Genomic DNA, 20842 nt, shown 5'->3' with positions numbered 1-20842 from the left:
GTGTCATAGGCTGGTGAGGCGGACCACGGGCACCGGTGAATCGCTCGTCGGCGCGGCCCCTCCCTCTGGGTCGTAGGTCCCCCTCGGTGCGAGATGACGCGCCCGCCCTGCTTCTGCTGCGCCCGCTGCTGTGCGGCGCAGCGCTGACCGCTCGAGAGGGAGCCCTCCGCGTGCCTCGTTCGCACCTGCTCGTCCTGCCCGCTGCCGCCGCCGTCCTGGCACTCACCGCCTGCTCGCCCGGCGGCGACCCGGCCGAGGCCGCCCCGGACGATCCGGGCGCGCCCGGTTCGACGGCCGACGCCGGATACCCGCTCACGCTCGACAACTGCGGCACCGAGGTCACCATCGACGCCGCCCCCCAACGCGTCGTGACGATCAAGTCCTCGACCGCCGAGACGATGCTGGCGCTCGGGCTCGGCGACCGGATCGTCGGCGCGGCGTTCCTCGACGGCCAGGTGCCCGAGTGGCTCGCCGCGGACGCCGAGGGCACCGCCGTCGCCGAGCCCTTCAGCGACGAGGTCCCCGGCACCGAGGCCGTGCTCGAGCTCGAACCCGACCTGGTGTACGCCGGCTGGGAGTCGAACGTGTCGGCGGAGGGCGTCGGCGACCGCGAGACGCTCGCGTCGCTCGGGGTGCACTCCTACGTGGCCCCCGCGGCCTGCAAGGACCCGGAGTACATGCCGAACCCGCTCACGTTCGAGGACGTGTGGGCGGAGATCCGCGAGGCGGGGAAGATCTTCGACGTCACCGGCAAGGCGGAGGAGCTCGTCGCGGAGCAGCGCGCGACGCTCGACGCGATCACGCCCGACGAGCGCCGCCTGGACGCGCTCTGGTACTCCTCGGGCAGCGACATCCCGTACGTCGGCGCCGGGATCGGCGCCCCGCAGATGATCCTCGACGCCGTGGGGCTCACCAACGTCGCGGGCGACGTCGAGGACACGTGGACCCCCATGGCCTGGGAGGAGATCGTCGACGCCGACCCGGACGTCGTCGTGCTCGTGGACGCCGCCTGGAACAGCGCCGAGGACAAGATCGCGCGGCTCGAGGAGAACCCGGCCACCGCGAGCCTGAGCGCGGTGCAGGCCGAGCGCTACCTCGTGGTGCCGTTCCCTGCCTCCGAGGCGGGTGTCCGCAACGCGGAGGCCGCGCGGGACCTGTCCGAGCAGCTCGCCGGGATCGACGTCGATGACTGAGACGGCCGCGCGCGCCACCGCCGCGACCCCCCGTGCGGGGACGCTGTCGCGACGGCGGTTGCTCGCGTGGCTCGCCGGGACGACGACGGCGCTCGTGGGGACCGTCGTCGTGGCAGTGGCGATCGGCCCGGCCGGGCTGACGCCGTCGGACGTGGCACAGGTGGTGGCCACGCGCGTCGGCCTCGGCGACATGCTCGGGCTCGCCGCCCCCGACACGCTCACCGACGGCATCGTGTGGCAGCTGCGGATGCCCCGGGTGCTGACCGCCGCCGCCGTGGGGGCCGGGCTGGCGGTGTGCGGCGTCGTGATGCAGTCCCTCACCCGCAACCCGCTCGCCGACCCGTACCTGCTCGGCCTGAGCTCGGGGGCGTCCTTCGGCGCGGCGTGCGTGCTGGTCCTCGGCCTGACGGCGGTGCTGCCGGTCGCGGCGTTCGTGGGGTCGACGGCGGCACTCGTCGCCACCCTGGCGCTCGCGTCGGCGTCGGGCCGCGGCGCCGGCGGACTCTCCCCCGCGCGGACGGTGCTGGCCGGGCTCGCGGTGTCCCAGCTCGCCGCCGCCGCGACGAGCTTCGTCATCTTCTGGTCCGCGAAGGGCGACCAGTACCGCGAGATCCTGTCGTGGTTGCTGGGCTCCGTCGCGGGTGCGACGTGGACGTCGGTGGCCGTGGCCGGCGGCGCCGCGCTCGTCATCGGTGCCGTGCTGGCCTCGACCGGGTCGCTGCTGGACGCCTTCACCTTCGGGGACACCTCGGCTGCCGCGCTCGGCGTGCCCGTGGCCCGCGTCCGGTGGGGGCTGCTGCTCGCGGTGGCTCTGCTGACCGGTGCGCTGGTGTCCCAGTCGGGTGCGATCGGGTTCGTCGGGCTGATCCTGCCGCACGCCGTCCGGCAGCTCGTCGGGGCGCGGCACCGCGCGCTGCTGCCGCTGTCCATGCTGTGCGGGGCGACGTTCCTGGTCTGGGCGGACACCGTGGCCCGCACCGTCTTCGCCCCGCGCGAGCTGCCCGTGGGGATCGTCACCGCCGCCATCGGTGCCCCGGTGTTCGCCGTGCTGCTCTGGAAAGGACGGGCCCGCTCATGACGCAGACCTCCGAACGCTCGGCTCACGTCGCGGATGCCGCGCCGGACGCCGGCCTCGCGGCCGAGCGGGTGCGGTGGTCCGTCGGCGGACGCCTGATCCTCGACGACGTCGACGTGACCGCTCCGCCGGCCGCCGTGACCGGGCTGCTCGGCCCCAACGGGACGGGCAAGTCCACGCTCCTGCGACTGGTCGCCGGGGTGCAGCGACCTGACGGCGGACGGGTCTCGCTGGCCGGGGCTGCCGGCGCGGAGGACCTGCTGGCGATGCCACGCCGTCGGCGGGCCAGGATGCTGGCGTTCGTGGAGCAGGACGCCGCCACCGAGCTCCCGGTCACGGTGCTCGACGCCGTGCTGCTCGGGCGCACCCCGCACCGGTCGCTGCTCGCCGGTCCCACGGACGACGACCAGGCGCTCGCCCGCGCCGCGCTCGACCGCGTCGGCGCCCTGGCGCTGAGCGCACGCGACGTCACCACGCTCTCCGGCGGCGAGCGCCAACGCGTCCACATGGCCCGCGCGCTCGCCCAGGCGCCCCGCGTCCTGCTGCTCGACGAGCCGACCAACCACCTGGACGTGGCGGCCCAGCTGGCGACGATGCGGCTCGTGCGCGAGCTCACCGTCGAGGGCGTCACCGTGCTGGCCGCGCTGCACGACCTCTCGCTGGCCGCGGCGACCTGCGACCACGCCGTCGTCCTCGCTCCGGGCGATGCCGGGCACGTGGTCGCTGCCGGGCCTGTCGACGAGGTGCTGGTGCCCGAGGTGATCGACCCGGTGTACGGGGTGCGGACCACCGTGCTGCGCCATCCCCGCACCGGCCGGCCCGTCCTGACCTTCGAGGAGGTCTGACGGGATCACGCGCTCTCGGTGAGGTCGACGACGTACCAGCTCCCGTCCGGCCCGGCCAGGAGCGTCGCCCGGAGGCCGTACTGCCCGGCGGGGATGTGGTCCTCGCCCTCGGGGGTGCGCAGCGTCGTTCCGGTCGTGTGCACCCGCGTCTCCAGCAGGTAGACGTCCTTGTCCATCTCCGGGTCGAGATCCTCGGGTGCCACGACCTCCTCGGCGGGCACCCGCCGCACGAGCTCGACGCGCGAGGGCCCCGCCTCGATCTCGATGCCCGCAGCGACCGCCTCCAGGGCGATGTCGCGTTTCGTCGCGCAGGCCGCACACTCGGGTGCCGACATCCTCTCCAGCTCGCCGGCGTCCCCGGTGCGGTAGACGCGCTGCTCCAGGGCGAGATACTGCTCCAGCGCCGCCACGGCGCCGTCGACGTCCGCCTCCGGGGTGTCGGGGGCCGGGGTGCTCTCGACGGTGCTCCCGGCGGTGCCCTCGATGGGGTCCGGGTCGGCCGGCGGGACGTCCTGCGCCGGACCGGCGCAGGAGGCCGCCAGCAGGGCCGTCGCGACCGCAGTCGCCACGCCGATGATCGCCCGGCGCGGGCGACCGGCCGAGCGGGTGCGCGGTGCTTCGTGTGCTCTCATGCCGGGCGACGCTACGACGACGGGGCAGCCCCGCGCCGCCGTCGTCCACAGCCTGTGGACAAGTGCCGGCGGGTGCCCGCCGGGCCGCAGCCGGCGGCGACATCCGGCAGGATGGACGCATGGCTACCGACCTCTGGATCACCGGCGACACGGCCACGGACACGCTCCTCGGCGACGATCCGTTCGCGCTGCTGATCGGGATGCTGCTCGACCAGCAGTACCCGATGGAGCACGCGTTCGCCGGACCCCGCAAGATCCTCGACAGGTTCGGGACGCTCGAGCCCCGCGCGATCGCCGACGCCGACCCGGACGAGTTCGTCACGATGGCGACCACTCCCCCGGCGATCCACCGGTACGGGCGCTCGATGGCGGGCCGCGTGCAGGCGGTGGCCCGCGCCGTCGTCGACGACTACGACGGCGACGTGACGCGGATCTGGACGGAGCCCGGAACCTCCGGCGAGGCGCCGACGGGCGCCGAGGTCGTCAAGCGGCTCAACGCCCTGCCCGGCTTCGGCACGCAGAAGGCGCAGATCTTCCTGGCGCTGCTCGGCAAGCAGCGGGGCGTCGAGCCCACGGGCTGGCGCGAGGCGGCGGGCCACTACGGCGACGAGGGGTCGCGCCGGTCGATCGCCGACGTGACCAGCGCCGAGACCCTGCAAGAGGTCCGCGCGTTCAAGAAGGCGGCCAAGGCCGCCGCGAAGGAGACCAGGTGAACGACGGCACGACGACGGAACGCCCGGAGCACTCCCAGGGCGGCACGTACACGGTCGAGGGTCAGGAGTTCGTGCGCGACTCGAACTACATCAGCACACGCGTCACGCGCGACGGCGCCGACGGCTATCCCGTCGAGGCCGGCCGCTACCGGCTCGTCGCCGCGCGGGCCTGCCCCTGGGCGAACCGTTCGATCATCGTGCGCCGGCTGCTCGGTCTCGAGGACGCGATCAGCCTGGGCCTGCCGGGCCCGACGCACGGCGAACGCAGCTGGACGTTCGACCTCGACCCCGGCGGCAAGGACCCGGTGCTGGGCATCGAACGCCTGCAGGAGGCATTCTTCGCGCGCGACCCCGACTACCCGCGCGGCATCACCGTCCCCGCGATCGTGGACACCCGCGACGGTGCCGTGGTCACCAACGACTACCCGCAGATCACCCTGGACCTGTCGACCGAGTGGGCCGAGCACCACCGCGAGGGTGCGCCGCGGCTGCTGCCGGAGGACCCGGCCGAACGCGCCGAGATGGACGCGGTGATGCGCCGCGTCTACACCGAGGTCAACAACGGCGTGTACCGCTGTGGGTTCGCCGGTTCCCAGGAGGCTTACGACGAGGCCTACGCCCGGCTCTTCACCGCGCTGGACTGGCTCGCAGAACGCCTCGCGGACCGCCGGTTCCTCATGGGTGGATCCATCACCGAGGCCGACGTACGCCTGTTCACCACGCTGGTGCGGTTCGACGCCGTCTACCACGGGCACTTCAAGTGCAACCGGAACAAGCTCACCGAGATGCCGGTGCTGTGGGCCTACGCGCGCGACCTCTTCCAGCTGCCCGGGTTCGGCGACACCGTCGACTTCGCGCAGATCAAGGAGCACTACTACGTGGTGCACACCGACATCAACCCGACGCAGATCGTGCCCGCCGGACCCGACCTGCGCGGCTGGCTCGACCCGCACGGGCGCGAGTCGCTCGGCGACGACCCGTGGGGCGGCGGCACCCAGCCAGGTCCGGTGCGCGACGGCGAACAGGTGGCGGCCGGGCACAGCCCGCTCGCGCCAGGATGACCGGCGGCGCCGACGTGCCGCGCCCGAGCGGCAGTGCCGCCGTCGGGCCGGGGGCCGGATAGGCTCGGGCGTCATGACCTCCCTGCTCCCTCTCGGTACAGCCCCGCGCCCTGCGACGGGTGACGACCTCTCCGCACGGCTGCGCGACGCCCTCGGCGACGCGGCCGGCGGTCAGGTGCACGGACTCGACCAGGCGCGGATCGAGGCTTCTCTCGACGGCGCGGACGTGCACTCCCTCGAGATCGACCTCACGGGCGTGACGTTCGTGCCCGGCCAGGGCGAGGCCCCGCAGGCCCCGTCGTGGACACCGGACGTGGTCTCGCGCGACGACGCGGTGCTGCGCACCCTGCACCTCGGCGCGCACCCGCTGACCGCGGTCGACCTGCCGGTGGACCTGTCCGCCGAGCTGCAGGGTGCGCGGTTCTCCTGGGTGGCCGGTGCGGACGGTTCCGTCGGGGCCGAGCTGGTCGAACCGTCCGAGGACGCGCCCGTGACGGGGAACGCGCGGGTCGCGGTCTCCCGCGAGGGGCTGGCCGGCACCGTGCGCGGGCTGCTCACCGTCGCCCTGGCCGGCAACGGCATCCAGCTCACGGACTTCGACCTGCGGATCGACCAGACCGGCCCACGGGACGCCGCCATCGCGATCGGCGCGTCGATCAAGAAGGGCATGTTCCTCTCCGCGAAGATCACCGCGACCGCGTCGGCCGCGGTGGACGACGCCATGGTGCTCACCGTGGGCGACGTCCAGCTCTCCAGCGGCAACCCGATCGTCGGGGCGCTCCTCGGGACGATGAAGGGGCGCGTCGAAGAGGTCGCCGGCCGGCGGATCGACCTCGCGGGCGCGCTGCCTCCGGGCGTGCGCCTGAGCGACGTGCGGCTCGACGTCGGCGACGAGATCGTGCTGACGGCGCAGCTGGGCTGAGCCGGCCGATCACCGCGGGGCGTCGACCAGCTCCCGGGTGGACGGCGAGGGCTCGACGCCGAGCTCGCTGCGCAGGGTCCGTGCGAGGACCTGGTAGGCGCGACGGGCCTCGCACAGGTTCCCCTCGGCGAGGTGGATCGCGATGACCGTGCGGTGCGCGCTCTCGCGCAGCTCGTCGGCCCGCACCGCGGCGAGCGCGGCGTCCAGCGCCAGTCCGAAGCGCCGTTGGTCGGCCAGGTGTCGCGCGCCCTCCTCCAGCACGTGCAGGCGCAGCTGGTGGAGACGTTCACGCTCGGCGGCCAGCCACTCCTCGTCCCAGTCCTGCAGCAGCTCGCCCGCGGTGGCGTCGAAGAGGTCCGTGTCGACGTCGTCCGCCCCGAGCAGGGCCTGCGAACGCTCGACGAGCCGTGCGACGTCGACGTCGGTGCAGTCGAGCTCGACCGTGCCGTGCGCGGAGACGACGAGGCCGCGCGCCACGTTGTTGATGCGCCAGAGGCTCGTCCGCAGGCAGGCCAGCGCCCGCTGCTCGACGGTCGCCGGCCAGAGACGACCGGCGAGCTGGCTCCGACCGGTACGACCCCGCAGCGCCAGCAGCGCCACGAGCCGCTGGGCGCCCACGGGCAGCGTGACCGCCCGACCGTCGACCTCGAGCACGAACCCGCCCAGGAGCCGCAACGACACCTGCGGTGCCGGCCGGGGCGGCGGCAGTCTGCGATGTCCCTCGGTCCCCATCGGATCCCCCCTCACGGCGGCGGCCAACCCGCGCGGTACGACGCGCGCCCCTGCGCACGCTCCCTCCTCTTGACAAGAGGCGTCCACCCTCGCCCTTGATACGCGCCGGGTGACGACGGCGTGACACCTGCGTGACGCCGTCGGCCCAGCATGGCGGGCATGAGCAGCTTTCCGGGCAATCCGCGGGTCCTGCCGGGCGCCGTCGTCGCCGTCGACCCTGTGAGCCCGCTCGCCCGCATCGTGGTCTTCCAGTACAACCCTGACGAGGTGACACGCCAGATCCGGCCGCGGACCCCGCCGTCCGGCGCGGGCGGCGGATCGGACGCCCAACGCATCTGGGGCGCACCGACGGAGTCCATCTCGATGACCCTCGAGCTCGACGCGACGGACGGCATGGAGGCCTCCGACCCCGTCGCGACCACCGCCGGGGTCGCACCGCAGCTCGCCGCCCTCGAGATGCTGCTGCACCCCAGCGCCGCGTCGGTGGCGATCAACACGGGGCTGCTGGCGGCCGGCACCATCGAGGTGCTGCCCCCGCAGGGACCGCTGACGGTGCTCGTCTGGGGCCCGGGCCGGGTGGTACCGGTGACCGTCGAGAGCCTGTCGGTGCGGGAGCAGGCATTCAACCAGGTCCTCGCGCCGATCCGCGCGAGCGTCGACGTCGCGCTGAGCACCCTGACGTACGACGACCTGTCCCCCACGAACCCCGGGTTCGCCCTGTACGTGGCGCACCACGTCGCCGCCGAGGCCCTCGCCTCGGTCGCGGGAGTCACGGGCGCGGTCGGTGCGGGCGTCGAGCTGTCGGTGGGAGGCTGAGATGTCCCGCTACGACGACGTCGAGACCGCCACCCTCGAGGTGGTCGCCGCGGACGGCACCCGTCGCAGCGTGCGCTACCACCGCCGTCGGAGCCTGCCGCCCCCGGCCGGAGACGCCGGCGACGGCGCGCCCGCGCCACGCCACACCGTCGTGCCCGGCGACCGGCTCGACCTCCTGAGCTACCGGTTCACCGGTGACCCGCTGGGGTTCTGGCGCCTGTGCGACGCCAACGCGGCGCTGGACCCCGACGAGCTCGTCGACGCCGAGGCCGTCGGCACCGAGATCGTCGTACCGCAGCCGGGGGTGGGGGGACCATGACGCTGCTGGGTGTGCACCTGACCGTGCTGGCGGGGCGGACCGTACCGGTACCGCTGCCGCCCGACGTCACGTCCCGCGTGCGTGGCGTGACGGTCACGGAGTCGGACGCCGGCCGCTCGGCGTTCACGGTCACGCTCGACGCGGGACGCAGCGGCCCGACGGCGGCCCTCGACACGTCGCTGCTCACGTCCTCGCCGCTGCGGGCCAACGCGCGGGTCGTGGTGATGCTCACCGTGGGCGCCGTCCCGGTGGTGCTCGCGGACGGGATCGTCACCGAGACGGCGCTGACGCCCGGCAACGCCGACACCGCTGCCGAGCTGCAGGTCACGGGCCACGACCTGTCCCTGCTGCTCGACCGGCACGAGGCCCCCACCGAGCACGTGGGCCTCGACGACATGCTGCAGGTGCTCAAGATCGCGGCACCGTACCTGCCGCAGGGCGTGGTGCCGCAGGTCGTCCCGCCGCCCGCCCTCGACCCGCCGCTGCCCATCGAGCGGATCCCCACCCAACAGGGCACGGACTGGGAGCACCTGGAGATGCTCGCGCACTACCACGGGTACGTGGTCGCCATGGTCCCCGGCCCCGCACCCGGCACGAGCACCCTGTACTGGGGCCCGCCCGTCCGCGCCGGGGCGCCTCAGCCCGCCCTGTCGGTCGACCTCGGGCCGGACACGAACGTCACCGGCTCGCCGCGGTTCCGCGAGGACGCGCTGGGCCCCGAGCTGGTCGAGGGGCAGGTCCAGGACCCGCGGCTCGGCACCGTGGTGCCGGTGCGCACCGTGGGTTCGCTGCGCCCGCCACTGGCCGCCCTGCCGGTGTGGGCCGTGCAGCAGCCCGACGTGCGCACGCGGCAGTACCGCGACTCGGGCGTGCCCGCGACGACGGCGCTCGCCAGGGCCCAGGGGATCACGGACTCCAGCATCGACTGCGTCGAGGCGACCGGCACGCTCGACGGCGGTGCGTACGGCTCGGTCCTGCGGCCCCGCGGGCTGGTGGGGATGCGCGGCGCCGGCTGGTCGCACGACGGCCTGTGGTACGTGCGCAAGGTGCAGCACCGTGTGGCGCGCGGCAGCTACACGGCCGACTTCACGCTGGTCCGCGAGGGCTACGGATCGACCGTCCCCGTGGTGCGGGTCTGAGGAGGCAGCGGTGAAGTTCTACGGCAAGTACCGGGGAACGGTCGAGAACAACCTCGACCCGCTGCAGCTGGGCCGCGTCCAGGTGGCGTGCCCGGCGGTGCTCGGCACCGGCAGCCTGAGCTGGGCCATGCCGTGCACCCCGTACGCGGGCGACGGCGTCGGGCTGTTCCTGGTACCACCGGTGGGCGCGAACGTGTGGGTGGAGTTCGAGGGCGGCGACGCGGCGCTGCCCATCCTCGGCGGCTGCTTCTGGGGCACCGGGCAGGTGCCTGCCGCGCCGGCCGTGGCCGAGACCAAGGTGCTCAAGACGGAGCACGTGACGATCGAGGCCAGCGACCTGCCGGGCGGTGGCGGCCTGACACTGGCGGCCGAACCTCCGGCGGTCACCCTCCCTGTCGAGATCACGGCGACGAGCTCCGGCGTGGAGATCAGCACGGGTGCGGCCTCGGTGAGCGTCACGAAGACGTCGGTGTCGCTGAACCAGGGCGCCCTGGAGGTGACGTGATGCCGGGCCTGCTGCTCACCACGACGGCCAAGGTGGCGTGCACCCACCAGGGCGCGGCCAGCCCGTCGGCCGGGGCGCCGCGCGTCAGCCTCGGCGGAGTGCCGGCGGTGCTCCAGACCGCTCCGTACACGGTGGCGGGCTGCGCCGCACCGCCGCAGACCGGCGGTCCCGACGCCACCGGGACGTGGACCACGGGCACCACCCGGGTGACGGCGAACGGCGTGCCGCTCGCCGTCCTCACCTCCACCGGCACCTGCGCACCCACCGGGGTGCCGATGCAGGCGCAGTCGACCCAGACCCGGGTGCGTGCGACATGAGCCCGTCCGCACCACCTCCGTCGCCGCGCCGGGTCCGGGCGGCACGGCACGTCGCGTTCCCGCTCCGCATGGACGCCGGGGGCCGTACCGACGTCGTCGACGACGAGGCGTACCTCAGCGGGCTCGTCGAGCAGGTCCTGTTCACCGCGCCCGGCGAGCGCGTCAACCGGCCGGACTTCGGCAGCGGCGTCGGGCGGCTCGTCTTCGCCCCGTCCGACGACGCTCTGGCGTCGTCCACGCAGGCTCTCGTGCAAGGTGCTCTGCAGCGGTGGCTCGGCGACCTGATCCGCGTCGAGGAGGTCCACGTCACGTCCGTCGATGCTCGACTCGAGGTGCTCGTGACCTACCTGCCGTTGTACGCCACCGGTCCCGAGCAGTCCCGCACGCTGTCGGTCGGCGGCCCGGCGGGTACGCCGTGAGCGCCGTGACGTTCGCACCCACGTTCTCGGCCGCCATCGACCGGGAGGCGCGGCGTGCCCTCGTCCGCGGGCGCGCCGACCTGGACGGCGTCGACTTCGTCCAGGTGCTCTCGAACCATGACGGCAGCCCGGGCCACGTCGCGGGCGCACCCGCCCAGCGCACGCTGCTGGTCCACCTGCTCAACGGCCCCGTCCCGGACGGGTGGGACGCGGCGACGGTGGGCGTGGCGGGGGGCGTGCGCGAGGACCCGGACCTCAACCCGGTCGGCGTCGTCTGGGCGTACGGAGCCGTGGCCGTCGCCGGGACCGCGACGACGCCGCCCACGGAGCCACTCGACGGTGTGACCGACGCCGACAGGAGCCTCGTGGAGCAGGCCCTCGCCGACGACGACGTCCGCGAGCGTGCCCTCGTGGTGCGGACCGACTCCTCCGGCGACCTGTCCACGTACACGCTGCGGCTGCTGGGCGCCGGCGGCGCAGGGGTGCCCGACGGCGTCGACCCGGCCCTGGCCACCGCGTCGTTCCGGTTCGGCGTCGACTGTCCCTCGGACCTCGACTGCCAGGTGCCCGCCGTGCCGCTCCCCCCGGTCGAGGCCCTGGCGCCCGGCGACTACCTCGCGCGGGACTACGAGGCGCTCCGCACGCGCCTGCTCGACCGACTCGCCGCGCTGATGCCCGGATGGAGCGATCGCAGCCCGGCCGACCCGGCCGTCATGGTCGCCGAGCTCTACGCCGCGGTGGGCGACCGGCTGGCCTACTGGCAGGACGCGATCGCGGCCGAGGCCTACCTCGGCACGGCCCGCCGGCGGGCCTCGGTCCGCCGGCACGCCCGGCTCCTGGCCTATGCGGTGCACGAGGGCTGCTCGGCCCGCACCCTGCTGGCCCTGACCACCGATACCGCCCTCGACCTGCCTGCCGGCACCCCGGTGGCCGACGTTCCCTCCGGGGCTGCCGGACCGGCCGCCCCACCCGGCAGCGTCGAGCCCACCACACCGGTCGAGGCGTCGGACGCGGGCCGGCTCGTGTTCGAGACGTCCACCGCCCTGCGGATCTCCCCGGCTCGCAACGCCCTCGACCTGTACGCCTGGGGTGACGACGACCACGACCTGCCGGCGGGGACCACGGCGGCGTTCGTGCGCACCCCCGCGGGGATCGACCCGGTGCTGCGTGCCGGTGACCTGCTGGTCCTCGCCGCGGTCCCCGTCGGCGGCGCGGCGCGCCTCGGTGACCCGGCCCTCCGGTTCCCCGTGCGCCTCGTGGCCGACGCCCGTCAGCACACCGACCCGCTGGACCCGGCCGGCACCGTGTGGGAGGTCCGCTGGCACCCTGCCGACGCCCTGCCGGCGCCGCTGCCGGTGTCCGAGCCCGGGACGTCGGAGGCCCGCGCGGTGGCTCTGGCGAACGTCGTGGTCGCCGACCACGGGGCGACGGTGCGGGACGAGGCCCTCGTGCCGCCGAGCGTGCCCCCCGGCATCGACTACCGGCCGCGTCTGCAACGTCCCACGCTGTCCCGCGTCGATCCCGCGATCGACCCGTCGGCACCGGCGGCCTCCCTCCTCGCTCCCGACCCACGGCGCGCGGCCGCCTCGCTCCTGCTCGACGACGGGCTGCGCACCTGGCTGCCGCGGCCCGACCTGCTCGGCAGCGACCGGTTGGCCACCCACCTGGTGGCCGAGCCCGAGCCGGGCGGGGTGACCCGGCTGCGGTTCGGCACCGGCAGGCAGGGGCGCCGCCCCGCGGTCGGGACGAGTCCCCTGGCCACGTACCGGGTCGGTACGGGGACCACCGGCGACGTCGGCCCTGACCGGTTGGTGCGGCTGCTGGTGCGCCCCGACGGTTCCGATCCCGTCGGCGGGGCCGGCGTGCAGGTCTGGAACCCGGTCGCGGCATCCGGGGGCCGGGAGCCCGAGCCTCTGGAGCAGGTGCGTCAGCTCGCCCCGGCGGCGCTGCGCACCCAGCACCGGGCGGTCACCTCGCAGGACTACGCTCGGGTCGCGGAACAGCATCCCGGGACCCAGCGGGCGGTGGCCCGACGGCGGTGGACGGGGTCGTGGTACGCGCACGCGGTCACGCTCGACCCGGTTGCGGCGCGCGACGACGACCCGGTGCTGCGCGCCGAGGTGCTGGCCGCGCTCGAGGTGCGGCGCATGGCCGGGGTGGACGTGACGCTCGAGCGGCGCCTGCACGTGCCGCTGGAGATCGTCGTGGGTGGCTGCGTCGAGCCCGGCTACCTGCCCGGTGACGTCGTGGCACGGCTGCGCGAGGTCTTCTCGGCGAGCCGGCGCCCGGACGGCGGCCACGGGTTCTTCCACCCGGACCGATTCACGTTCGGGCAGTCGCTGCCGGCGTCGGACGTGGTGGCGGCCGCGATGGCGGTCGACGGCGTGGCCTGGGTCGAGCTGCGTCGGTTCGCGCGTGCCGCGGCGTCGCGAGCAGAAGCGGCGCAGAGCCTGCGGACGGCGGAGATCGTCATGGCGCCGCGCGAGCTGCTGCGCTGCGACTCGGACGCGAACCGGCCGGAGGCGGGCCACATCGAGTTCGCGCTGGGAGGCAGGCCGTGAGCGCCGACGACGTGCCCTACGAGCCGTACAACCCGCCCGGTCAGAGCGAGCTCGCCTGGCGGGTGTCCCCGCACGGCGCGACGCTGGAGCGGCTGCGCGCCGCCCTGGCGGACGGCGACCACCTGCCGCCGGTGCGTTCGCTCGCGACCCGCAGCGCCCGCGATCCCGCGGTCGCGCTGCTCGACGCGTGGGCGGTGGTGACCGACGTCGTCTCGTTCTACACCGAGCGCGTCGCGACGGAGGGCCTCCTGCGCACCGCGACGGAGCAGCTCTCGGTGCGCGCTCTGGCCCGCACCCTGGGATACGAGCTGCGCCCGGGCGTCGCGGCGCAGGTCGAGCTCGCGCTGGAGGCCGAGACGGCCCCGGGCGCGCCGGCGTCCGTCGTGGTCCCCGCGGGTACGCCCGTGCAGACGGTGCCCGCCCCCGAGTCGCTCCCCCAGGTCTTCGAGACCACGGGTGAGGTCGTCGCGCGGGGGGTGTGGAACACGCTGGCGGTGCACGACCGCGTCCCCCAGACGCTGGGCTTCGGCACCGTCGACGTGTGGCTGACCACGACGACGTCGGGCGTGGCCCTCGGTGACCGCCTGCTGGTGGTGGGAGCGGAACGGCGTGCGGTCTCCCCGGGCGACCCGCACTCCGCCGACCACGAGCGGTGGGACTTCCGGAAGGTCACCGCGGTGGACGTCGCCCCGCCGGAGGCACCGGGCTGGACCCGGTTGCAGCTGGACCGTCCGATCGGCTACCGCAGGGCGCGTCCGCTCGTCGCCCGGGAGGACGTGCGGGTCTACCGCCTGGCGACCCGGTCGTCGCTGTTCGGGTGGAACGCCCCGGACCCCGGGCTCCTCCAGGGCCGGCAGGACGGCTGGGACGACTACGACCTGCCCGCGGGCGGCCGGGAGCTCGAGATCGACGGGGACGCGGCCGCCATCTCCCCCGGCTCGTGGATGGTGCTGGAGCAACCCGGCCGCACGGAGTCGTACCGGGTCACCGACGTCGTGCCCGACGGCGCGACGAAGTTCGCGCTGTCGGGCCGGCTCACGCGCGTCACGGTGGACACGCCGGAGGGCCTGGCCGCCTTCCGACGGAACAGCGTGCTGGTGCACGCGGTCAGCACGGAGCTGCCCGCAGCATGGATGCCGCGTCCCGACGCGGTGGGGGCCGGCGACCCCGGCACCGGGCACACGCTGGAGCTGACGGCCACCGACCCTCCGCTGGACCCCGAGCGGCTCGTGCTGGTGGCGGGCACCACCACGGCGGGCGACGAGCAGGTCGAGGCGACCACCGTCGTCGCGGTCGACCAGGTGAGCACGCCGCCCGGCGGCGGTGGAGCCCCGGGGCAGGTGGTCCAGCGCGTCACGCTCGAGCCGCCGCTGCGCCACGACTACCTCCCGGGCACGGTGCGCGTGCACGGCAACGTGGCGCACGCGACGCACGGCGAGACCGTGGACCAGGTGCTGGGCTCGGGCGACGGGCGCGCCGAGTTCGCCTCGTTCCTGCTGCGCCGCCCCCACCTGACGTACGTCCGCACGACGACGAACGCGACCGGGGCGGCGGCCGCGCTCGAGGTCCGGGTCGAGGGTGTCGCGTGGACCGAGGTCGGGTCCTTGCACGACGCCGGACCCACCGACCAGGTGTACGTGGTGCGCCAGGACGACGACGGCCTGTCCACGGTGACCTTCGGCGACGGGACCCACGGCGCACGGCTGCCCACCGGCACCGAGAACGTGCGCGCCGTCTACCGGGTCGGGATCGGCGCCGACGGCGCGGCGGAGCCCGGGCAGGTGTCGCTACCGGTGCGCAAGCCACGAGGGATCGCGCGGGTGCGCAACCTGGCGCCCTCCCGCGACTGGGCACCGCCCGAGGACCTCGAGTCGGCCAGGGTGAACGCGCCGCAACGGGTGCGCACGCTCGACCGGGTGGTGTCGGTGGACGACTACGCGGACTTCGCCCGCACCTACTCCGGCGTCGGCCGGGCCCGGGCGGACCTGGTGTGGGACGGCCGCCGCGAGACGGTCGTGGTCTCGGTGCTCGCCGCCGACGGCGGACCGGCGTCCGGCTCCCTGCTGGCCGACCTGGCGGCGACGATCGGTGCCGCCCGTGACGTGCGCGCCCCGCACGTGGTGCTCCCCGGCGAGGTGCTCGACGTCGGGGCACGGCTGAGCGTCCAGGCCCACCCGCGTCACGAGCCCGAGACGGTGCGCGACGCCGTCCGGTCGGCCCTGCTGACAGAGTTCGGTGATCTCCCGCTCGCCACGCCCGTGGCGGCGTCGCAGGTGCTCGTGACCGCCGCGGCCGTCGACGGGGTCGTCGCCGCCACCGTGCCGCAGCTGGTCGCGCTCGGTGCCACCGCCGTCGGTGACGACCTGCTGGTCGCCGCCGCCGCCCGATGGGCCCGGGACGCCCTGCTGGCCGCTCAGGCCCTGCGGCTGACGGCGCTCGACGTGGAGGTGACCGCATGACCAGGTCCGCGCGCGAGGCCGCCGTCACGCCGGAGCGTCGTGCGGAGCGCACCGCCTACCTCGCCTCGCTGCTGCCCGCCCACGTCCGCGAGCGTGATGAGGCCGCCGGCGGTCTGCTGCACGCGCTGCTGGAGGCGGTCGCGGGTGAGCTGGCCGTCGTCGAGGACGACCTGCAGCGCCTGTACGACGCCTGGTTCGTGGAGACCTCACCGGAGTGGGTGGTGCCGTACCTCGGCGAGCTCGTCGGTGTCACGGGCCTGCCCCCGGACCTGGGCGACGCCGGACCTGGGCGCCGGGCGGTCGTGGCCAACACGATCGCGTACCGGCAGCGCAAGGGCACGGTCGCCGTGCTCGAGCAGGTGGTCCGTGACGTCACCGGGTGGCCGGCGATGGCCGTGGAGCTCTACCGGCTGCTGGCCACCACGACCCACGTCAACCACGTGCGCACGGACCGCCCGGCGTGGGCGTCGCTGCGCAGCGCGGCCGACGTCGAGCTCGCCTCCCCGCGGCTCGCGTCCGGGGCGCTGACGAGGACGGCCCGCACCGGGGAGGTGCGCGCCGTCGCCCCGGGCCCGACAGGTGGCCGGGGCCGCTACGGCATCCCGAACGTCGGCGTCTTCGTGTTCGGCCTCCAGGTCTACGACGCCGTCGCCCAGCCGGCCCATCGCGACGACGACGGCGTGGTGACGACCTGGCACACCCACCCGCTGGGGCTCGACCAGCCACTGTTCGCCCCGCCGGCCGTCGAGGAGTCGGTAGAGCACCTCGCCGGCGAGGCCGACCTGCCCGTGCCGCTGCGCCCCCGCCGGTTCCTCGCCGCCCTGCGGGCCGCCCGCGCCGGGCAGCCGGGCGAGCCCGTCCCGGTGGCGGTGCGCGTCGAGGACGGTGCCCCGCTCGCCCCGGACCGGATCCGGGTGTGCGGGCTCGAGGACCTGGCGCCGACGGACGGCTGGCAGGTGATGGTCGACGTCGTGACCGGACGCCTGCACCCGTACCTCGACGGCGCCGCCGGCACCCCGGGCGCGCTGCACGTCGACCACGCGTACGGCGCGGTGGCGGACGTGGGCGCCGGCACGCAGGACCGCAGCGGCGCGCACGAGGACACGCTCGCCGCGGACGCGTTCATCGGTGACACCGACCGCGGCGGCGCGGCCGTCCTGGGCGTCCAGAGCCAGGTGGCGGTGCGGTCCGTACCACCGCCGCAGGCCGGCGAGCCGGACCTGGAGGTGTCCGTGGCGGACGCCGTCACGACCGTCGCGGACACCTGGGCGGACCCCGGGAGCACGGGCGGCACCCACGTCGTGTCCGTGGGTGACTCCGAGGAGTACGCCGGGGTCGGCATCGACGTCCCCGCCGAGACGCGGCTGGTGGTCGTCGCCGCCTCCTGGCGCGGTCGCAGGCTGCTCTCGGGAGACGTCGAGGCGCCCGTGCCCGGCGTGTACTCCCCCGAGGGCCTGCGCCCCCGGGTGGTGGGCGACGTCGTCGTCACGGGCGCCGCGGGCAGCTCGGTGCTGCTGGACGGCCTGGTGGTCTCCGGCGACGTCGTGGTGAGACCCGGCGACCTGGGATCGCTCACCCTCGGCCAGTGCACCGTGGCCGGCCGGGTCCGGGTCGAGGCCGACGAGGCGGTGGGGCCGGAGGCGGCGAACCGTGGCCTGACCGTGACCCTGCGACGCAGCGAGGTCGGCGGCGTCGACCTCGCGCCGACCGTCCCGCGGCTGCGGATCACCGACGGCGTCGTCGACCCGGCCCTCGCGCCCACCGGCCCCGTCGAGGCGGTCGACGCGGCGGGCGCCCACGCGGCCGTCGCCGGGACGACGCTGCTCGGTGACCTGCGGTGTCGCGTGCTCGAGCTGACCTCCAGCGTGTGCGACGGCGTCGCGAGCGTCGTGGACGCCCAACGCGGCTGCACCCGCTACTCCTACCTGGGCCCCGGCTCGCGCACTCCGCGACGCTACCGGTGCGTGCCGCCGTCGGACACCACGACGACCGACGCGCCGTCGTACGTCTCGACGGTGCCGGGATCGCCCTCCTACGCCGCGCTCGCGCCGAGCGCACCGGCCTCGATCCGCCGCGGCGGCGAGGACGGTGCCGAGATGGGCGTGCACCACCACCTCCACCGGCCGGGGCGGATCGACGCGGCGCGACGTCTCGTCGCGCCGTACGTCCCGGCCGGGCTGCAGATCGCGATGTTCGGGAGCTGACCATGCACGCAGACCTCACACGATGGACCTTCGACCCGGCGCTCGGCTACCGCTCGGTGCTCATGCAGCAGGGCCGGGTGCTCCTCGACGCGGAGTGGAACGAGCAGGCCGCGATCACGGCGCACCACGACCAGGTGCGCACCACCGACGTCGTCGGCCCGGCAGGCGGTCCGGAGCCCGACGACGGCGGACCGGGACCGTTCGCGCTGGTCTCGCTCGCGGACGGGGCCCCGCCGGCGGGAGCGGCCTGGTCGGACCTCGCGGTGACGCCCGGGCGGTACTACGTCGACGGGGTGCTCGCGGCCGCCTCCCCGAACCCGGACACCGCCGCTCCCGGCGCCTGGCCCCTGGCGAACCAGCCGCACCTGCGCACCATCGGCGCCGGCGTGGTCGCCGACCCCGGCCTGGCCGAGCCCGAGGACGACGGCCGGTACGCGGCCTACCTGGAGGTGTTCGACCACCTCGTCACCGCGGACGAGCGCCCGCAGCTCCTGGAGTCCGCACTCGGCGGCCCCGACACCGCCGTACGCGCGCAGACGGCCTGGCAGGTGCGCCTCGACCCGCTCGACGGCGAGGTGTGCTCCGAGCTGGCGGCCGCGGCACCGGCCGCACCACGGCGGATGGTGGCGGCGCTGCGCGAGGCGGACGACGACGTCGACCCGTGCCGGATCGTGGGCGGCGGCGGGTACCAGCGCCTCGAGAACCAGCTGTACCGGATCGAGGTGTTCGACGTGGAGCCGACGCCACGCTTCGTGTGGTCGCGCGAGAACGGTTCGGTGGTGGCCGGGCTGCTCGACCTCGACGTGTCCACGGCGACCGGGGCAGACTCCGCGCTGAGCATCGATCGCCCCGGCCGCGACGACGAGCTGTCGATCCGCCAGGGCGACCTGGTCGAGGTGACGAGCGCCGACCGCAGGCTGCGAGGGCTTCCGGGTCTCCTCGCCAGCGTGGTCGCGGTGGCAGACCTGGTGCTGCACGTCGCGTGGGCCGACGCCGCCCCGACGTCGGTCGCAGCACTCGGCCGGGCGCCCGTGGTGCGGCGGTGGGACGGCGGGCCGAGCCCGCTGCGCACCACCTCGACCGACCTCGAGGGCGGCATCACGGTGCGGTTCCCGTCCGGCGGCACGCCGCAGGTCGGAGACTTCTGGCTGGTCCCGGCCCGCACGGCGCGGCTCGCGTTCGGCGTCACGGCCCGGCAGGGCACGCTCGAGTGGCCGTGGGACGCGCCGGACCCGCAGCCGCCGAACGGTCCTGCACGCCACCGCACGCCGATCGGCATCCTGGAACGCTCCGGCGGCACCTGGACGCTGGACTCGGACTGCCGACACCTGTTCCCGCCGCTGACCCGCATGGCGGCGATCGACCTCGTCGGCGGTGACGGCCAGGAGGCCATGCCCGGCGACGAGCTGGACGAGCCCGTCCGCGTCGTCGTGCGGCAGGGCGGGGTGCCGGTCGTCGGCGCACCGGTGCGCTTCACCGCCGCCGGTGGGACGCTGCGCGACGCGAGCTCCGGCGACCCGCTGGGTGGGTCCGGGGTCACGCAGACCGGTCCCGACGGCGTGGCCGCCGTCCGCTGGACGCTCGACGAGGGCGCCGGGACCACGCAGACGCTCACCGCCGTGCGTCTCGACGACACCGACACGGAGACCGGGACCGCCGTCGTCGTCACCGGGCGGCTCAGCGTGGCCCGGCAGGTCGCGTGGGATCCGGCGTGCGAGGGCTTCGCGAGCACCCGCACGGTGCAGGAGGCGCTGTCGCAGGTGGTGACCACGCCCATGCTGCGCCTCCTCGGCGGTGATGGCCAGGAGGTCCACAGGACCGGGCAGACCGTGCCGCAGCTGGTCCGCGTGGTCGTGGACAGCCCGTGCGGGCCGGTCACCGCGAAGGTCGTGGCGCGCGGGTCGGACGGCGCGCGCGTGGCGGGGGTCGAGGACGGCTCGGCGGTCCCGCCGTCCCTGCCCGACGACGTCACGGAGGTGGCGGTGTCAGAGACGGACCGCGCAGGGGTCGCCGCGTTCGTCTGGCAGCCGCGGCTCGGCGACGGCACGCGCGAGCGAGGCCCGAGCGACGTCCTGACGATCACCCTCGCCGAGACGCCGGAGGCTGCCGCCGTGCAGGTCTCGGCCCGGCTCGACACGGCCGACGCGCGCACACCCGGCCTGCACGTGACAGGCGTGTCGTTCCTGGACGGCGGCGCGTTGCGGAACGACACGCTCGTCCAGACGAGTGCCATCTCCTCCGGAGTCGTCATCGACCTCGACGGCGAACCCCTGCCGGCCAGCGTGCAGGGCAAGCCCGTGGCGCGGCTGCTGCTGGACCTGCCGTGGCCGACACCAGCCCTCGGCAACGACTTCGACCTCGGCACGACCTTCGCCACCCAGACGATCACGCTCGACGGCGAGACGAGCGCTGACGCCCGCCAGATCGTCTGGCAGCCGAACGACGGGCTGGGCGACGTGCTGGCGCGGGTCCGCGACCAGGTCCTGAAGTGGCAGGAGTCGGGTCAGGTGCCGGACGGGACGCTGCCGCTGCGGATGCGATTCCAGCTCGACGGCTGGGCGGTGGTGGCTGCCGACGACCCGGCCCTGCACGTCAACGGCCAGGCCACGGTGGCCATGGACGACGGTCGCAGCGCCCTGGTGCTGCCGACCACCGACGAGGTCACCGGTGGCCGCTTCGAGACGTGGTTCTGGTTCGGCCGGCAGCGCCTCGTCGTCCCACCGGTCATCGTCGACGACTTCGAAGGCCGCACGCGCGGGTTCGTCGAGCGGAGGGCGATCGAGGCCGGGCTCGAGCTGCGGGTCGAGGAGATCGATGCGCCGGGCGTGCGTGGCGGCACGGTCGTGTCGACCGAACCGGCACAAGGTGCCGAGCTGCCGCCCGGCGAGCTGCTCACGATCCGCGTGGCCCGCGGTGTGAACGGCTGAGGT

General features: G+C 75.1%; 18 protein-coding genes. 16 read left to right on the top strand and 2 right to left on the bottom strand.

Annotated elements, in window-relative coordinates:
• Positions 1–170: 170 nt before the first annotated feature.
• Genes ACWAT2_RS09505 through ACWAT2_RS09495 form a run of 3 tightly spaced genes read left to right on the top strand, consistent with a single transcriptional unit; the run spans position 171 to position 3113 of the window.
• Positions 171–1193 carry a putative F420-0 ABC transporter substrate-binding protein gene (locus ACWAT2_RS09505; RefSeq protein WP_402375466.1) on the top strand — a complete coding sequence of 341 codons (1023 nt, stop codon included), beginning with the start codon at positions 171–173 and terminating at the stop codon, positions 1191–1193.
• Positions 1186–2271, top strand: coding sequence for a putative F420-0 ABC transporter permease subunit (locus ACWAT2_RS09500; protein WP_402375468.1), 1086 nt, complete (start codon positions 1186–1188; stop codon positions 2269–2271). The genes ACWAT2_RS09505 and ACWAT2_RS09500 overlap by 8 nt, the downstream gene beginning before the upstream one ends.
• Positions 2268–3113: an ATP-binding cassette domain-containing protein gene (locus ACWAT2_RS09495; RefSeq protein ID WP_402375470.1), complete on the top strand. Its 846-nt coding sequence runs from the start codon at positions 2268–2270 to the stop codon at positions 3111–3113. The genes ACWAT2_RS09500 and ACWAT2_RS09495 overlap by 4 nt, the downstream gene beginning before the upstream one ends.
• A 5-nt stretch (positions 3114–3118) precedes the next feature.
• On the opposite strand, the gene ACWAT2_RS09490 is transcribed toward ACWAT2_RS09495, so the two are convergent.
• Positions 3119–3745 (bottom strand): hypothetical protein, encoded by a 627-nt coding sequence (locus ACWAT2_RS09490; RefSeq protein ID WP_402375472.1) that lies wholly within the window; start codon positions 3743–3745, stop codon positions 3119–3121.
• Positions 3746–3864: 119 nt separating this feature from the next.
• On the opposite strand from ACWAT2_RS09490, the gene ACWAT2_RS09485 reads away from it, so the two are divergent.
• From ACWAT2_RS09485 to ACWAT2_RS09475, 3 genes are all read left to right on the top strand, one after another.
• On the top strand, positions 3865–4458 hold the full coding sequence (locus ACWAT2_RS09485) for an HhH-GPD-type base excision DNA repair protein (RefSeq protein ID WP_402375474.1): 594 nt from the start codon (positions 3865–3867) through the stop codon (positions 4456–4458).
• A complete protein-coding gene (locus ACWAT2_RS09480) occupies positions 4455–5519 on the top strand; it encodes a glutathione S-transferase family protein (protein ID WP_402375476.1) in 1065 nt (354 codons plus the stop codon). The genes ACWAT2_RS09485 and ACWAT2_RS09480 overlap by 4 nt, the downstream gene beginning before the upstream one ends.
• 73 nt (positions 5520–5592) lie before the next feature.
• Positions 5593–6441, top strand: a complete 849-nt coding sequence (locus ACWAT2_RS09475; protein WP_402375478.1) for a hypothetical protein — start codon at positions 5593–5595, stop codon at positions 6439–6441.
• A gap of 9 nt (positions 6442–6450) precedes the next feature.
• Here ACWAT2_RS09475 and ACWAT2_RS09470 read toward each other — a convergent pair whose 3' ends face one another.
• Positions 6451–7122: an AfsR/SARP family transcriptional regulator gene (locus tag ACWAT2_RS09470; RefSeq protein ID WP_402375480.1), complete on the bottom strand. Its 672-nt coding sequence runs from the start codon at positions 7120–7122 to the stop codon at positions 6451–6453.
• Positions 7123–7332: 210 nt separating this feature from the next.
• Here ACWAT2_RS09470 and ACWAT2_RS09465 point away from each other — a divergent pair, with 210 nt between their 5' ends.
• Genes ACWAT2_RS09465 through ACWAT2_RS09420 form a run of 10 tightly spaced genes read left to right on the top strand, consistent with a single transcriptional unit; the run spans position 7333 to position 20839 of the window.
• Positions 7333–7989 carry a hypothetical protein gene (locus ACWAT2_RS09465; protein WP_402375482.1) on the top strand — a complete coding sequence of 219 codons (657 nt, stop codon included), beginning with the start codon at positions 7333–7335 and terminating at the stop codon, positions 7987–7989.
• 1 nt (position 7990) lies between these two features.
• Complete coding sequence (locus ACWAT2_RS09460) at positions 7991–8308, top strand: LysM peptidoglycan-binding domain-containing protein (protein ID WP_402375484.1); 318 nt, start codon at positions 7991–7993, stop codon at positions 8306–8308.
• Positions 8305–9447, top strand: a complete 1143-nt coding sequence (locus ACWAT2_RS09455) for a hypothetical protein (RefSeq protein WP_402375486.1) — start codon at positions 8305–8307, stop codon at positions 9445–9447. Before ACWAT2_RS09460 ends, ACWAT2_RS09455 begins: the two co-directional genes overlap by 4 nt.
• Positions 9448–9457: 10 nt before the next feature.
• On the top strand, positions 9458–9952 hold the full coding sequence (locus ACWAT2_RS09450; RefSeq protein ID WP_402375488.1) for a phage baseplate assembly protein V: 495 nt from the start codon (positions 9458–9460) through the stop codon (positions 9950–9952).
• Positions 9952–10269 (top strand): hypothetical protein, encoded by a 318-nt coding sequence (locus ACWAT2_RS09445; RefSeq protein WP_402375490.1) that lies wholly within the window; start codon positions 9952–9954, stop codon positions 10267–10269. Before ACWAT2_RS09450 ends, ACWAT2_RS09445 begins: the two co-directional genes overlap by 1 nt.
• Entirely contained in the window at positions 10266–10688 is a 423-nt protein-coding gene (locus tag ACWAT2_RS09440; protein WP_402375492.1) for a GPW/gp25 family protein, read from the top strand. Before ACWAT2_RS09445 ends, ACWAT2_RS09440 begins: the two co-directional genes overlap by 4 nt.
• A gap of 5 nt (positions 10689–10693) precedes the next feature.
• Positions 10694–13249, top strand: coding sequence for a baseplate J/gp47 family protein (locus tag ACWAT2_RS09435; protein ID WP_402375493.1), 2556 nt, complete (start codon positions 10694–10696; stop codon positions 13247–13249).
• Entirely contained in the window at positions 13246–15708 is a 2463-nt protein-coding gene (locus ACWAT2_RS09430) for a baseplate J/gp47 family protein (RefSeq protein WP_402375495.1), read from the top strand. The genes ACWAT2_RS09435 and ACWAT2_RS09430 overlap by 4 nt, the downstream gene beginning before the upstream one ends.
• Entirely contained in the window at positions 15705–17912 is a 2208-nt protein-coding gene (locus tag ACWAT2_RS09425; RefSeq protein ID WP_402375496.1) for a phage tail protein, read from the top strand. The genes ACWAT2_RS09430 and ACWAT2_RS09425 overlap by 4 nt, the downstream gene beginning before the upstream one ends.
• Before the next feature lie 2 nt (positions 17913–17914).
• Positions 17915–20839 (top strand): DUF6519 domain-containing protein, encoded by a 2925-nt coding sequence (locus tag ACWAT2_RS09420; protein WP_402375498.1) that lies wholly within the window; start codon positions 17915–17917, stop codon positions 20837–20839.
• Positions 20840–20842 lie beyond the last annotated feature (3 nt).

The organism is Isoptericola sp. GX10416 (assembly GCF_056590155.1).
This window is presented reverse-complemented; position numbering and strand designations above follow the sequence as displayed.